The organism is Bacillus sp. CH_70, assembly GCF_038007045.1.
GTDB lineage: Bacteria > Bacillota > Bacilli > Bacillales > Bacillaceae_G > Bacillus_A > Bacillus_A cereus.
Genome location: NZ_JBBOWL010000001.1, coordinates 1,692,992 through 1,708,150 on the forward strand (window position 1 = coordinate 1,692,992; position 15,159 = coordinate 1,708,150).

Sequence of the window (15,159 nt, forward strand, 5' to 3'; positions counted from 1 at the left end):
TTCTCAGACGTTATATAGGGTGTAAAAGCTTTTACAAAACAATAAGGGGAATCGCTACATGAAATCAAATGAGAAAAATTTTATAAAAAGATTACAACGGCAAAAAGAAGACGCGTTAGAATTTGTTGTCGATACATACTTACCACTCATAAAGGGAATCACGCATAAAGTTCTACTTCCAATTCAAAATGATGGACTCATAGAGGAATGTATAAACGATATATTTCTTTCCATTTGGAATAACGCAAATAAATTTCATGGAGAGCCGAGCGATTTTAAAAAGTGGATTGCAGCGATTGCGAAGTTTAAAGCAATTGATTATTACCGGAAATCGACTAAAACAGTAGAAATCATTTCAGATGAGTTTCATATCAGTACAGAAAAATCAGCAGAAGACGAATTAATCGTTATGGAAGATAGGGAAGAATTATTGAAGCTCATTAATCAATTAGAACCGCTAGATCAAAAGGTGTTCATTATGAAATATTTACTTGGTATGAAGACAGAGGAAATAGGTGACAAGTTAGGATTAACTCGGGCAGCAATTGATAATCGAGTGTACCGGGGGAAAAAGAAACTACAACAAAATGCTACGAATATTAGTTTTGGAGGTAGTGCGATATGAAAGACATTTATGAACTATTAAATGATATTGATATAGATGAAAAAGAACTAGAAGAAATTGAGGCTTCTGAAATTGAAAAGGAAAAAGTAAAACGAAATGTAAAACAATCGATACGTACGAAGAAAAAGATGAAAAGTTGGGAAAAAGGTGTCGCTGCTGCATCTATTTTAGTAGGATTATCAGTTGCAACACTCGGTATCGGATTTCCTACATATGCGGGGGGATTGCCAATTGTAGGTGATATATTCCGATTTTTAGATAATGGTAGAACAGGGTTATATGAAAATTATAAAGAATTTTCGACTGAGTTGAATATGACGAGAGAGAGTAATGGAGTTAAGGTTACCATTAATGATGTAATTTCTGATGGCAGAACATTATCTATAACGTATTCACTGGAAAGTGAGCAGGACTTAGGGGAGGATCCTATCATATTAGGTGGATTGGATATAATGGACGCTCATGGTAGTTCAGGCAGTGGTAAAATGACTAAAGTTAATGAAAAAAAGTATGTAGGTATGGTAACAACGACGCATCATGATAGCAATAAAAAGGACAAAGTAAACTTTAGATGGAATATAGAGAGAATAGAGATGCCAGATAGGAAAAAATCAATACAAGGTAATTGGAATTTCGCCTTAACTGTAAAATCAGTGGATAGTAAAGAGAGAACAATTGGTGGGAGTTCGGAAAAAGAAGGTATAAAAGCAAATATGGAAAAGGTCGCAATATCGCCAGTTTCATTTATTCTTTATTACAATCAAGAGGTTTCTAAGGGCGCGAGGAAAGAATGGGATAGTGTAGATGTTGAATTGACGGTTAAGGATGATTTAGGGAATATTTATTCGGGTGAAGGAAATGGGGGAAGTGGCAACGATCCTTACAATATCCATTGGAGTGCCACCTTCCAAAAACTAAACGAAAATGCAACAAAGCTTATCGTTACACCTCGCGTGCACTTGCGAGTACATACACCTGAAAATCATGGTGGAGTAGAGTATGTGAATGGGAAAGAGAAGAAAATAGAAGTGCCGAAAAAAGAAGCGAAGAGTAAAGATATTGTGTTAGATGATATTGTCATTGATTTAAAGAAATAAAAAAGAGACTGCCTAAAACCATTTAGGCAGTCTTTTTTTCGTTAAGAACTAGTAACGAGCAATGCATGCGGATGCTGCGTTTTATATTCATCTTTCCACGGAATATTTAGTTGTTCCCACGATTCGCCGCTATCATTGGATTGAAAGACGCCATTGTTATTTAACGTGTAAAACGTATGTGGTTCAGCCTTGTTTGTCGCAAACATCGAAATGACTGTACCGATTGCAGATGGTAGTCCTTGTTGTACTTGCTGGAACGGAGTATCTTTCGTTTTTCGATAAATATAAGATTCATAAGGGATACGGTGATGAGCCAGATCAGCACTTGGCGCGGCAGAAACTAGAATCGTATTACAATCAGCTGGATCAATTGCCATGCTGTATAAATAATGATGTTCAAGTCCTTCACTACATGGGATCCAGCTGTTTCCATTGTTATAACTTTCAAGATAAGCACGATCAGGTCCGCCCATAAATCCGTCACCACATGATGCATAAAGACGATTTGGTGCTTCAGGGTGCATAAGTAATTGATGAGCATCGATAGGAGCACCGAATTTTTTATCAATCCATGTATGCCCTTTATCATTACTTTGAATAACAGCACCAGCTTCGATTGAAACGTGTATTGTATTAGGGTTGTTTGGATCAACTGTAATCCAGCGTACGTGATGGGTAAAAGGTCTAGGCGGGAAAGCCCACGTATAAGAAGATAATAATGATTTCATATTTTTAAGTTCAGTCCACGTTTCACCACCATTTTCAGAGCGAAATAAAGCGCTCGGTTCTGTGCCGACATAAACGACCCCATATCCGTTCACTTGTTCATTTGAGCTTATTGTTATGGAAGTGATAGAGGAGTGTAAAATACCATCTTCTTTAGGGAAATCAAAGTAACGATAAGAATCTCCAATTGGTCTCCATGAATCCCCGCTATCGTCACTTAACCATAGACCTCGTCCAAATGTTCCGCAATATACACGGTTTGGGTGGAACGGATCAACAGCGATACAGGTAGGTTGCATATTTTGTAAGTGGTAAGTCGTTTCATAGTTATCATATTGTTCTTTCACTACAACAAGTTCACGTTCCATACAGAGAAATAAACGTTTCATTTAAGTAACCTCCTTAAAATTCTTTCATTAGTAAACAATATGAAAATAAAAAAGAAGTAGTCTTGTTTTATTTGAGAAAAAGGGATTGTCTAAAAAATAGCGAAGTGTGTATACAGAGGAAGCGGGCGTTTACAATCAGTCGATTCGGGATAAAGATGGGGAGTTTGTTTCATACTAACATACAGATATTGTACTTAAAGGAGTATAAGTATGGGACATTCGCATGATCATGGTCATTCAAAAAATAAAAAGGCGTTACTAATTGCCTTCCTACTAACAACAAGTTTTATGATTGCAGAAGTTATTGGTGGATTTGTAACAAATAGCTTAGCACTACTATCTGACGCGGGGCATATGCTAAGTGATGCGGTATCGTTAGCGCTAAGTTTACTTGCGTTTAAGCTTGGAGAAAAAACAGCAACAACTGCAAAAACATATGGATATAAGCGAGTCGAAATGTTAGCGGCATTATGTAACGGTGTCGTTCTTATTGTCATTTCAGTATACATTTTTATTGAAGCAATTCGCCGTTTTAAAGAGCCAGTTGAGATTGCTAGTAATGGGATGCTCATTATTGCTGTACTTGGTCTGCTTATTAATATTTTATCAGCTTGGATATTAATGAGAGGCGGAGATGTGAAAGGTAATTTGAATTTAAGAAGTGCTTTCCTGCACGTACTAGGCGATCTATTGGGTTCCGTCGGAGCGATTATTGCTGCGTTACTTATTAAATTTTTCGGATGGACTGCTGCAGATGCGATTGCTAGTATTCTTGTGTCTATTTTAGTCATTATTAGTGGATGGCGTGTAACACGTGATACGGTTCATATATTAATGGAAGGTGCACCACAGCACATAAATGTTGAAGAGGTAAAAAGTACGTTATTAAATATTCCGATTGTCAAAGAAGTTCATGATTTGCACATATGGTCTGTCACATCAGATTTTCAAGTATTAACATGTCATCTTATTATTAAAGGGAATGAAACGCAAAGTGTATTAAAAGAGGCTACGTATGTATTAAAGGAGAAATTTCATGTAGAACATGTCACCATTCAAGTAGAAATAGATGGTGAATTTAATCATGATGAGACAACTTGCAAAGTATGAAAGAAAAAGGATAAGAAAAAGTGTCATAACATTTTTCGCACGGCATACATATATATAATGTGGCCACAAATACTTTGCAAGGTAAATATTTCATGAAATTACTTTACTTATAAAGAGTCATCTTTTATAATCAAAAGTGGTAATTGATAAAGATTATCATTTTCAATGATCGTAGAAAGGAGTTTTTTAAAAGATGAGTAGTCAACTCCGTTTTGCTGTTGAAAATCGTAAGAGGCATTTAATTGATGAGTTAATTGGAGCAGGTGTGTTTAAGATTCGCGACCGACAATTATACGAGCTGTCTTTAGAGGAATTGGAAAAAGAGTACGAAGATATGGAAGATTATGCGAATATTCAGGCGTAGCTATATAGATTAGTAAAAGGAGAGCTGGTTACGATTTTGTGTAACCAGCTCTCTTTTTATTTCGTAGAAATTATTTTTTGTATTTCTTTCATGGGACGGAGCCAGTTTTGAGTCATTATTTGTTCCATTTGTTTTTCGTCCTGCTTCTGCAATGCTTGAATGATAGAGTGATGTTCTTCAATAGATTGACTTGCTGGAACAAAGTTTTGGAAAAACAAATATTCAAGACGTAAAACGTGAAGTTGCATATTTTCTAGAAAGGGTTCAATATATTGATTTTTAGCAATAGAAGAAATTGTATTGTGGAATTGTATATCTAATTCTAAAGCTTGTTTTGCGTTTTTTTTCTCTATAGAATGCTGAAAATGATCATTTATTTCAGAAAGTAGTTGAATATCAGCGTCTGTAATGTTTTGAAGAGCTTGTTTTCCTATAATAGAGTGAAGACCAGCCATCGTTTCATAAATGATAGATACGTCGTCTAACTTAATAGGAGCAATTTTCGTTTTTTGCCCTGGTACCATTTCCACTAATCCAGAAAGCTCTAATATTTGAAGTGCTTCCCTTACAGGTGTTCTGCTTACTCCTAGTGCCTCAGCCAATTCCCCATCATTAATTTTTTCATTGGGCTTCAGTACACCTTCAATAATCCAATTCTGTAGTTGATTTAAAACGAGTGATTTTGCTGAAATTCTTCCTGGTTTTTTATAATTTTGAGGGACAGGCATAGTGAATTCAATCCTTTCATTGTATATTTTCCTTTTTTGCATGAACAAGCTTTAATTTTTCTTTCCCTTCATCCGGCTTTTGGCTTAAGATGAGCACCATTACAATGACACAAAAAGCGCCTAATAACTGAAAAGATTGAAATGGCACGTGCAATATAAGTACAGAAGAAATAATAGCTGCGAGTGGTTCTGTGCAACCAAATAATGTTGTTTCTTTCGGAGTCAGGTATCTTATGCTGTCTAAGTATAAATAAAAGGCAATAAGTGTTCCGAAAATGACGACAAATGTGATGAGCGGTAGGGTACTTAGTTTTACATATTTCATAGTTGATAATAAAATGAATTCGTTTGTAGAAATAAAGTGTACAATCGTTACACCAATACCCCCAATAATCATGCCCCATCCAACGATAACGGAGGAAGACCATTTTTCTAACAATTCCTTTGAATATAAACTATAAAAAGCGAGAGATAATCCAGATAAAATACCCCAAATAATAGCTGGTGTAGAAACAGCCAAGTTATGAACAGACCCGTTTGTTAGTAAGAGAAAAGTGCCTACTAATGAAAGGGTAATTGAAATGAAATCAATTTTTGATGGACGAACGTTCCATTTGAAAAGTAAGTATACAGTGATGAATATAGGAGCTAAATATTGTAATAATGTTGCCACGGCAGCATTTCCTTCTTTAATTGAAGCGAAATACGTATACTGTACAGCAAGCATACCGAATAGACCAAACAAAATCATTTTAATAGCATCAGATTTTTGTTTCCAAATGCCAAATATCTCTTTTTTTCTCGTTCCGAATGAGGAAATCATGAGCAAAATAATTCCAGATATAAGTAAACGGATCGTAACTAACCATTCGGTTGAAACATTGTCATATTGAAAAAGTTGTTGTGCAGCTGTACCAGACAAGCCCCATAAACAAGCACCGATTATGACCATTATAATTCCTTTTAATCGATTTGAATCCATATGATCTAAAATTCTCCTTTCTAAAAATATAAATTGAATACAATATGCAATATATCACAGAATGACTCGTTAATAAACTGAAATTTCTAATTTGTTTTTTGTGTATAGTAAAATATTGTAGAGGAGGGGGAGTATATGTTAGCTGGATTTTTAGTTTGTTTATTTGTTGGGTTACTTATCATTTTTTTAGTGTATCAAATACATGTGAAAAAGAGGTTGTTTTTGTTAGCAGGATATCAAGAAGAAACGTTTGTTGGAGATAAAAATAAATTAGCGAAGCTTTCAGGAGCATTTTCTTATATAGTCGGAGTTGCTACTATAATATTACCGCTTAGCTTAGAAAAAATAGGTGATGTAGTTAGTATCATATATGCTATATTAATTGTTTTAGGTACAGTTGTATTTATAATTAAAGCAAACCTATTAAATAAGAGTGCTATAAAATAAAAAGGCTTCATTCTACTGAAGCCTTTTATTAATTATTATGAAGTATAAGTAAAAGCCGGAATAGGATCAATAAATGTATTCCACTTTTGTCCCATTTTCCTTTTCTGTTAATAGACAATCATCTAATGATTGTTCAATCACAGAACGATTCATATCAATACCGATAAATACGAGCTCAGTTATTCGATCTCCATATCGCTCGTCCCAGTTTTTTAATACTTCTGGTTCTTCTGCAATCATTTGATTTCTTTCAGTTTCAGGTAATGCGGCTATCCATTCACCGGCTCCTTGAATTGTAATAGAGGAACCTGCTTGAGATAGAAGCCCTATCATATTATTACGAGATGCGAGCCAGAAGAATCCTTTCGCTCTTACAACATCTAAAGGCCATTTTTCTAGCCAATTCATAAGGCGCTCGGGATGGAAAGGATATTTGCGACGGTAAACAAAGGAATTGATACTGTATTCTTCCGTTTCCGGTGTATGATGTTCACTATTTAATTCTTGTATCCAGCCGGCCGATTGACTAGCTTCTTCATAATTAAATAGATTTGTGTTTAAAATTTCTTGTAATGGTACTTTGCTAAACGAAGCTTCAAGAATTTTTGCATTAGGATTTAATTTTTTTAGTAAATGATGAAGCTCTATCACATCTTCTTTTTCTAGCAAATCTATTTTATTAAGAATAATTACGTTTGCAAACTCAATTTGATCTATTAATAAATCAATAACTTCCCGGGTATCATTCTCATCGATTGCTTGTTTTCGGTCTAATAAACTTTCTCCGTCTGCAAAATCATCCCAAAACCTATTTGCATCTACAACTGTAACCATCGTATCGAGGCGACAATTTTTCGTTAAATCAATGTTAAGAACTTCGTCTGTATAAGTAAATGTTTGAGCAACTGGAATAGGCTCACTTATACCAGAAGATTCAATAATAATATAGTCAATATCACCATTTTCAACAAGACGATTCACTTCTATCATTAAATCTTCTCGTAGTGTACAACAAATACAGCCATTTTGAATTTCTACTAGTTTTTCCTCCGTACGTGAAAAACCACCCTTTTTTATAAGAGATGCATCAATGTTTACTTCGCTCATGTCATTAACGATGACAGCTACTTTTAAGTTATTCTTATTAGTCAAAATGTGATGTAGTAAGGTAGTTTTTCCGGATCCTAAAAAACCACTCAATACAGTGATAGGTACTTTTTTCATGAAATGATCTCTCCTTTAAATCGTAATGATTACGTTTTATGTTAAACGATGGGAAAAGAAAAAGCAAGAATAAATCATAATGATTACGATTTAAGAATAGAAATAGACTATAAAATTTGTGCTGTAGTATGGAGCATTTGGACAAGCGCATGTTTACATATAAATAAAATGGAGGCGAGAAGCTTGGTCTTTAATAGAGTTTCAAAAGAATTAGTAGGCATAGCTCTTATCGCTATGTTTCTCTTTTTATTATTTTTTGTAGATTTTACAAGTCTAGCAAATTTGCACAAAAATATGCCACAGGAATGGTTGAATGTGAATACAGTATTTTTAAGTATCATTTTTGAAGCAATACCCTTTATTCTATTAGGGGTAGTTGTTTCTTCATGTATTCAAGTGTTTGTGACGGAAGATATGATTCAAAAAGTACTGCCGAAATCTCCGATTGTTGCAATGATTCCAGCAATATTTGTGGGAGTTCTTTTTCCAATGTGTGAATGTGTCATTATACCAATTGTAAGAAGGCTCATTCAAAAGGGGTTACCACTTCATGTAGGCATTGTTATTTTACTGAGTGCACCCATTATGAATCCAGTTGTTCTTTTATCTACTGTATATGCGTTTCCAAAAAATGATTACGTAGTATATGCACGCTTTGGGATAACAATTTTAGTTGCTCTATTCATAGGTCTAATTGTGTATTATTGCTATCGCGAAAGAAATGTTTTAAAAGACGTAGAGGTTTCAGTTCAAACAAGCAATAAAAAAAGTTGGAAAGATGTTATGAATCATATTGTAGATGAGTTTTTTGATACTGGTAAGTATTTATTGATTGGTGCTTTTTTAGCAAGTGTATTTCAAACGTTTTTTGATCGGAATGTACTGGATGCAGTAGCACATAACGAAGTAATTGCTCCCGTTATTATGATGGGGTTTGGTTATGTTTTATCAATTTGCTCTGCAGCCGATGCTTTTATAGCGGCGTCTTTTGGACATGTTTTCTCGGTAAAGGCACTTCTCGCATTTCTTGTGTTTGGGCCTATGCTTGATATGAAAAATACGTTAATGCTATTTGCATATTTTCAAAAGAGATTTGTATTCTTTTTGATGGGAATTGTGATTGTATCTGTGTATACCATCCTGCAAATCATAATGTTATAGGAGGTGAGAAAGAATGGAGAAAGAGGAGCAGAAGGCATATCATCGCTATATTCGTGGCATTATTTTAATTGGTTTAGCAATGCTCTTATTTAAACTACTTGTAACAGGTAATATTTATAATTTTATCGCTCCAAAAATGATCAAATTTACGTATATAGCTTTTGTAGTAATTTTAATTTTTGGTACTGTACAAGTTTGGGGAGATGGAAGAGAGAAACAGCATGATTGTAATTGTTGTAAACATCATACAACATCAAAATCAGGGATAAAAAGTTTCTTTGTATATGTTTTATTTGTTGTTCCGATAGTTAGTGCTTTTCTCTTTGGAAGTGTAACAATTGATGGAAGTTTAGCAGGAAAAAGGGGTATGAATCAAAGTGTACAGGCGAGAAGTCTGGAAAGGAATGAAAAAGAGGGGGAACAGGTTAATTTTGATGGGCGAGAAGTATCCGTTGATCCAGAAGAAACATCAAATTTATCAACGACTTATAAAACGGAAGAGCAAGTAGTAAAAAGTATGTTAGGACAGCGTAAACTACAAGTAAAGGATAAGGACTATGTTCAAACAATGAATGTAATTGGTCAAAATGTTAATTGGTTTAAAGGAAAAGAAATTACATTTTTAGGGTTTATATATAAGGATAAAGATGTGACGGGTAATAAAGCAGTAGTGGCTCGATATGGTATAACTTGTTGTATTGCGGATGCATCAGTCTGGGGGATGATTGTTACCGGGAAAAATATTGAAAAAACTCCAGAAGAAACATGGGTGAAAATAACAGGATTATTAGATGAAACGACATATAAAGGAACAGTCTTTCCACTTGTAAAAGTAAACAAAATCGAGAAAATTAATAAGCCAACTGACCCATATGTATATGATGCTTTACCTTAATAGAAAAGAATAAATTCTTCATATTTTCATGAAATAGAATCATAATCAAGGCGATAAAAAAATAAAGATAAGAGTAATTTGGTTTGTTAAAAATATGTGCAGAAGGAGTTATGCGATGAACTGGGTTACTCATAAACCATCATTTGAATTTGAAACATTTAGTCCTATTATTCGGTCACAATCTGCGTGGAGTGGACATTTAGATTTTGCATATGACTTAGTACGATTTGAAAAACCAGAAACTTTAGTTGAGTTAGGTACACATCTAGGTGCTTCTTTCTTCAGTTTTTGTCAAGGAGTAAAAGATGGAGGGTTATCGACTAAATGCTTTGCAGTAGATACTTGGGCTGGAGATGGGCATACAGGTCCATATGGAGAAGGAGTTTTTCAAATAGTAGAAAAAGTAGTGAGTGATAACTACCTTAATATAGGAAATTTAATTCGATCTACTTTTGATGATGCTGTAGACCGGTTTCAAGATGAAACGATAAATCTTTTGCATATTGATGGCTATCATACGTATGAAGCTGTTTCTCACGATTATAATACATGGCTACCGAAAGTCGCGAAAAACGGTATTGTATTATTTCATGATATTGAAGTTAGAAGTGGTGATTTCGGCGTATATAAGTTTTGGGATGAGGTAAAAGCGAAGTACCCTCATTTTCAATTTGCGCATTCATATGGACTGGGAGTGTTATTTCCGAAGGGTTGTAGTGATAAGTTTGAAGAAATACTTAAAAATAAAGAAGAAATACAAAATATGTATAAATAAAGGTAGGGCATGCATCATTTTTATGATGTGTGCCCTATTTTTTATGTAGAAAATAATGGTGTGAATTAAAAAGTTAAGATAGTTGTAAAAAGTTTTGTTGCAGCAAATATTAAAAAAGTTAGTATGGGATTGTTCCTTGTAAATAAAATAAAGCTTTAATACGTTCATATCAATCCGGGATTTTACAGTAGTTAATTTCTTAACTAGGTACTTTGCACTTACTAAATTTTGATACAAGGGTCTTATTGACCGAAAATATCGGGATAAATAAAAATACAACATTTTTTATATTTTTCATTGCGAAAAACGTAATCTACTTTTACAATAGAAAGGGTTGTGAATATATTATACTGGAAAAATAAATCGAAATAATATGAAAATTTTGTTTTGTCTTCGCTAATTGTATATTACATACATGTAAGACGACATACGTCATGTTATCGACTTGTAAGGAGAGAAAAAAATGAAAAGTGTAAGATTACCATCGATGCTAGAAATCATAGTTCTTTTATTACTATTTCTTGCTGTTGTCTTTTCCTTCCAAACGATTTTTGATCTCCCAATTCAATTAGCGCTATTTATTTCATGGTTTTTAGTAATTGCGCTTGGATTAAGATTAGGATTTCGTTATCAAGAATTGCAAGATGCAATTACGAAAGGGATTTCTAACGGATTAGAAGCAATACTGATTTTAGTTGCAGTAGGTGCTTTAATTGGAACATGGATTGCTGGTGGGGTAGTACCAACATTAATCTATTATGGATTAGAATTTATTCACCCTAGCATATTCCTATTAGCAACATTAATTATTTGTTCTATAACTTCTATCGCAACAGGAACGTCTTGGGGAACAGTGGGAACAGCAGGTATTGCTATGATGGCGATTGGTGAAGGACTTGGTTTACCACTTCCGCTTGTTGCTGGTGCAGTTCTTTCAGGAGCTTATTTCGGCGACAAATTATCACCACTTTCTGATAGCACAGTTCTTGCAGCTTCTATGGCGAAAGTAGATGTTATTGCTCACGTTCGAGCTATGCTCGTATTAGATGTTCCGGCTTATATTATTACTAGTATTATGTTTACTGTAGCTGGTTGGATGTATGGCGGCGATAATGTAGATTTGAATCGAGTAGAATTTTTAAAAGAAGCTTTATTAAAGCAATTTGATATTAAAATATGGATGCTTATTCCAGCGGTCATTGTTATCGTTCTATTAGCGATGAAGAAACCGTCTATGCCAACAATTGCAATGGGAGCTTTAATTGGTGCAATTTGGGCAACTCTTTTCCAAGGGATGAACTTTGGAGAGGCGATTGGAACAGCTTATAACGGATTCTCAATTCAATCTGGTGTTGAGTTTGTTGACAAGTTATTAAACCGTGGTGGAATTAACGGCATGCTTGGCTCAGTAGCCGTTATTATTTTCGGTTTAGGATTTGGTGGATTACTTGAAAAACTAGGTGTTTTAAAAGTAATCGTATCAAAATTTGAGAAGAAATTAAATTCTGCAGGTAATGTAACATTGTCTACATTAATCGTGGCATTCTTAGCTAATATATTTGGTTGTGCGATGTATGTATCACTAATTTTAACACCAAAAATTATGGAAGATAGCTATGATAAATTAAAAATAGACCGTCGTGTATTAGCACGTAACTCAGAAGTAGGTGGAACGTTAACTTCAGGTATGGTTCCATGGTCTGATAATGGTATTTTTATGGCTGGTATTTTAGGTGTAGCAACGTTCTCATACGTTCCGTTTATGTGGTTAAGCTTCGTATCGTTAATTTTAGCAGTTATTTACGGATATACAGGCAAATTCATCTGGTATGTAGATGGTGCAGATAAAGGAAAGCAAGCATCATAAAATAAAAATCACCTTCTACAATATGTAGAAGGTGATTTTTTTATTTTTTAATAGCATTTTCTGAAGTTATTTCATTCTCATATTTAGCAATTTTTTGTTGTATCTTTTTTAAGTTTTTTTCAGTGTCTTGAATGAGCTGTAAGACATTGGTCTCCTGTTGTTTCATTAATTCTAACCTTTGAAGGATGGTAGATTCTCCTTCCATAGACCAGTCGATAAATTGTTTTATTTTTTGAATTGGCATACCAGTGTTTTTTAAACACAAAATCATCTCTAAATATTTCAGTGCTTCTTCATCAAAAACTCGATCTCCTTTTTCGTTTCTTTGCAGAAAAGGAAACAGTCCTTGTTTATCGTAATAACGTATTTGAGAAATAGTTAAGTGTTGCATTTTGGCGACTTGCCCAATTGTATAATACATATCATTCATCCTTTTATTACCAAGGTATAATGCCATCTTTGTTAAATATTTTACCATTATGGTTTGTTTCACTTAATGCATATTTAATAATAATTTTAGCACTTTCAGTGGTTGTATGGCCACCGGGGGAATTTCCATTAAGATCCGTAGTTGTAAAACCAGGAGTTACTCCAAATACTTCTGGACCGTTAGTGGCAAATTCTTTACTAAAAGCTAATGTTAAAGCATTAATAGCTGTTTTGGAAGAATTATATCCTAGTGTATTAATTGGATGTGTTTCACCATTAGCAAACATTGTTAGTGAGGCCATGTCAGTTGTTACATTTATGATTTTACTGTTGCTTGATTTCTTTAATAATGGTAAAAAGGCTTGCATCATTTGGAAAGTTCCAAAAAAGTTAACTTCAAATCCTTGGCGTAAATTTTCAATATTTAATTCACTAGGTAGCGTATTGAAGTCTAGCGCTATGCCTGCGTTATTAATTAATAAATGTAAGTGGTCAGTCGTTTCGTAAATTTTCTTTGTTGCTTCTTGAATGGATTGTGAATTTGAAATATCTACTTGAATATAGGAAACGTTTGAAACATTTAAAGATTCTACGGCTTGTTGTCCAAGTTGTTCATTACGAGCACCTAAAAATACGTGGTAATCTTTTTCTGCTAATTGACGAACAAGTTCATATCCAATTCCTTTATTCGCACCTGTTATAAAAGCATATTTTTTCATATTGAATTCCTCCAGTAGTGTTATAGTAGGTTACAATGGAAAGGATACAGCCTAAACTTAAGTTTAGGTCAAGAGGAATTTTTTTAAATAAATATAGAATATCTATATATAAGAGTGAGAATTCTTATCATTTAAGAGAAAGTCTGTTATTATAAGAGATGTAGGTATTATATTTTCAAGGGGATGAAAACATGGAGTACAGAATTGAAAGAGATACATTAGGAGAAATAAAAGTTCCAGCTGATAAATTATGGGCAGCACAAACACAACGTAGTAAAGAAAACTTTCCAATTGGAACAGAGCAAATGCCGCTTGAAATTGTAAAAGCATTTGCAATTTTAAAGAAGAGTGCAGCGCTTAGCAATCAAAAATTAGGAAAGCTATCAGAAGAAAAAGCAGAAGCAATTGTAGAAGCTGCGGATGAAGTGATTGCAGGGAAATGGAATGAACATTTTCCGCTTGTCGTATGGCAAACAGGTAGTGGTACACAGTCAAACATGAATGTGAATGAAGTAATTGCAAATCGTGGGAATCAAATTTTGAAAGAGAAGGGATCTGACGTACATATTCATCCGAATGATGATGTGAACATGTCACAAAGTTCAAATGATACATTTCCAACGGCGCTTCATGTAGCTTGTGTAATCGCAGTAGAAAATCACGTATTACCAGCAATTACGAAATTAAAAGAAACTTTAGCAGAAAAAGTAACTGCATTTGAACATATTATAAAAATTGGTCGTACACATTTACAAGATGCAACGCCGTTAACTTTAGGGCAAGAAATTAGCGGATGGCACCGTATGCTTGAAAAAACAGAGCGTATGATTGCAGAGAGCAATACATATATGAAAGAGTTAGCAATTGGTGGAACTGCGGTTGGAACAGGTATTAATGCTCATCCTAAATTTGGTGAGATGGTATCAGAGGAAATTAGTCAATTTACAGGTAAACAATTTGTTTCTGCACCAAATAAGTTCCATGCATTAACGAGCCATGATGAAGTTGTATATACTCACGGTGCATTAAAAGCATTAGCTGCGGATCTAATGAAGATTGCTAACGATGTACGTTGGCTTGCAAGTGGTCCACGTAGTGGTCTTGGAGAGATTATTATTCCAGCAAATGAACCAGGGAGCTCTATTATGCCTGGTAAAGTAAATCCAACGCAAAGTGAAGCATTAACGATGGTTGTAGCGCAAGTGATGGGGAATGATGCAACAATCGGATTTGCTGCGAGCCAAGGTAACTTTGAGTTAAATGTATTTAAACCTGTTATTGCTTATAACTTCTTACAATCAGCTCACTTATTAGCGGATGCAATTGTTTCGTTTAATGACAATTGTGCAGTTGGTATTGAAGCAGATGAAGAAGTAATTAATGAAAATGTGAATCGTTCACTAATGCTTGTAACAGCGCTAAACCCACATATCGGATATGAAAATGCAGCGAAAATTGCGAAGCATGCTCATAAAGAAGGATTAACTTTAAAAGAAGCAGCGTTGCAATCTGGACTACTAACAGAAGAGCAATTTAATGAAATTGTAGATCCAAAGAAAATGATTGCTCCAAAAGAGTAATAGAAAAAGCCAAGATTTTTAGTATAGAATCTTGGCTTTTT

The 15,159-nt window shown here is 34.3% G+C and carries 15 protein-coding genes and 1 pseudogene; 10 read left to right on the forward strand and 6 right to left on the reverse strand.

All coding sequences use genetic code 11. The features are described from left to right. Positions 1 to 58 precede the first annotated feature (58 nt). Together N2V79_RS08775 and N2V79_RS08780 are read left to right on the forward strand one after the other, a co-directional pair. The gene (locus tag N2V79_RS08775; protein WP_000840007.1) at positions 59 to 625 is read left to right on the forward strand and encodes a sigma-70 family RNA polymerase sigma factor; all 567 of its coding nucleotides are present in this window, start codon (positions 59 to 61) and stop codon (positions 623 to 625) included. Continuing rightward, the gene (locus tag N2V79_RS08780) at positions 622 to 1,722 is read left to right on the forward strand and encodes a DUF4179 domain-containing protein (protein ID WP_078401034.1); all 1,101 of its coding nucleotides are present in this window, start codon (positions 622 to 624) and stop codon (positions 1,720 to 1,722) included. The genes N2V79_RS08775 and N2V79_RS08780 overlap by 4 nt, the downstream gene beginning before the upstream one ends. A gap of 41 nt (positions 1,723 to 1,763) precedes the next feature. Here N2V79_RS08780 and N2V79_RS08785 read toward each other — a convergent pair whose 3' ends face one another. Further along, entirely contained in the window at positions 1,764 to 2,837 is a 1,074-nt protein-coding gene (locus N2V79_RS08785) for a WD40/YVTN/BNR-like repeat-containing protein (protein ID WP_078401033.1), read from the reverse strand. A 210-nt stretch (positions 2,838 to 3,047) separates the two neighbouring features. Here N2V79_RS08785 and N2V79_RS08790 point away from each other — a divergent pair, with 210 nt between their 5' ends. Further along, on the forward strand, positions 3,048 to 3,947 hold the full coding sequence (locus N2V79_RS08790) for a cation diffusion facilitator family transporter (protein ID WP_069355366.1): 900 nt from the start codon (positions 3,048 to 3,050) through the stop codon (positions 3,945 to 3,947). Positions 3,948 to 4,140: 193 nt separating this feature from the next. Then, positions 4,141 to 4,311: a Fur-regulated basic protein FbpA gene (gene fbpA, locus N2V79_RS08795; RefSeq protein ID WP_000098302.1), complete on the forward strand. Its 171-nt coding sequence runs from the start codon at positions 4,141 to 4,143 to the stop codon at positions 4,309 to 4,311. 56 nt (positions 4,312 to 4,367) lie between these two features. On the opposite strand, the gene N2V79_RS08800 is transcribed toward fbpA, so the two are convergent. Both N2V79_RS08800 and N2V79_RS08805 read right to left on the reverse strand, forming a co-directional pair. Further along, positions 4,368 to 5,039, reverse strand: coding sequence for a GntR family transcriptional regulator (locus tag N2V79_RS08800; protein WP_002023787.1), 672 nt, complete (start codon positions 5,037 to 5,039; stop codon positions 4,368 to 4,370). A 16-nt stretch (positions 5,040 to 5,055) separates the two neighbouring features. Continuing rightward, on the reverse strand, positions 5,056 to 6,021 hold the full coding sequence (locus N2V79_RS08805) for a DMT family transporter (protein ID WP_053564805.1): 966 nt from the start codon (positions 6,019 to 6,021) through the stop codon (positions 5,056 to 5,058). Between the two features lie 135 nt (positions 6,022 to 6,156). Here N2V79_RS08805 and N2V79_RS08810 point away from each other — a divergent pair, with 135 nt between their 5' ends. Next, the gene (locus N2V79_RS08810) at positions 6,157 to 6,468 is read left to right on the forward strand and encodes a DUF3784 domain-containing protein (protein WP_053564804.1); all 312 of its coding nucleotides are present in this window, start codon (positions 6,157 to 6,159) and stop codon (positions 6,466 to 6,468) included. A gap of 35 nt (positions 6,469 to 6,503) precedes the next feature. On the opposite strand, the pseudogene N2V79_RS08815 reads toward N2V79_RS08810, so the two are convergent. Continuing rightward, positions 6,504 to 7,692: pseudogene (locus N2V79_RS08815) on the reverse strand (GTP-binding protein). Positions 7,693 to 7,860: 168 nt separating this feature from the next. Here N2V79_RS08815 and N2V79_RS08820 point away from each other — a divergent pair. The 4 genes from N2V79_RS08820 (at position 7,861) to nhaC (ending at position 12,390) form a co-directional block, all read left to right on the forward strand. Next, complete coding sequence (locus N2V79_RS08820) at positions 7,861 to 8,853, forward strand: permease (protein WP_180233376.1); 993 nt, start codon at positions 7,861 to 7,863, stop codon at positions 8,851 to 8,853. Between the two features lie 13 nt (positions 8,854 to 8,866). Continuing rightward, entirely contained in the window at positions 8,867 to 9,748 is an 882-nt protein-coding gene (locus N2V79_RS08825; RefSeq protein ID WP_053564801.1) for a TIGR03943 family putative permease subunit, read from the forward strand. 115 nt (positions 9,749 to 9,863) lie between these two features. Next, positions 9,864 to 10,523, forward strand: coding sequence for a class I SAM-dependent methyltransferase (locus tag N2V79_RS08830; protein ID WP_001104670.1), 660 nt, complete (start codon positions 9,864 to 9,866; stop codon positions 10,521 to 10,523). Positions 10,524 to 10,986: 463 nt separating this feature from the next. Beyond that, a complete protein-coding gene (gene nhaC / locus N2V79_RS08835) occupies positions 10,987 to 12,390 on the forward strand; it encodes a Na+/H+ antiporter NhaC (RefSeq protein ID WP_069355368.1) in 1,404 nt (467 codons plus the stop codon). Between the two features lie 40 nt (positions 12,391 to 12,430). On the opposite strand, the gene N2V79_RS08840 is transcribed toward nhaC, so the two are convergent. Together N2V79_RS08840 and N2V79_RS08845 are read right to left on the reverse strand one after the other, a co-directional pair. Next, the gene (locus tag N2V79_RS08840) at positions 12,431 to 12,811 is read right to left on the reverse strand and encodes a MerR family transcriptional regulator (protein ID WP_002153132.1); all 381 of its coding nucleotides are present in this window, start codon (positions 12,809 to 12,811) and stop codon (positions 12,431 to 12,433) included. A gap of 16 nt (positions 12,812 to 12,827) precedes the next feature. Continuing rightward, entirely contained in the window at positions 12,828 to 13,538 is a 711-nt protein-coding gene (locus tag N2V79_RS08845) for an SDR family NAD(P)-dependent oxidoreductase (protein WP_340719781.1), read from the reverse strand. A 191-nt stretch (positions 13,539 to 13,729) separates the two neighbouring features. Between N2V79_RS08845 and fumC the strand changes: the two genes are divergently transcribed. Beyond that, complete coding sequence (gene fumC, locus N2V79_RS08850; RefSeq protein WP_053564799.1) at positions 13,730 to 15,118, forward strand: class II fumarate hydratase; 1,389 nt, start codon at positions 13,730 to 13,732, stop codon at positions 15,116 to 15,118. Positions 15,119 to 15,159 lie beyond the last annotated feature (41 nt).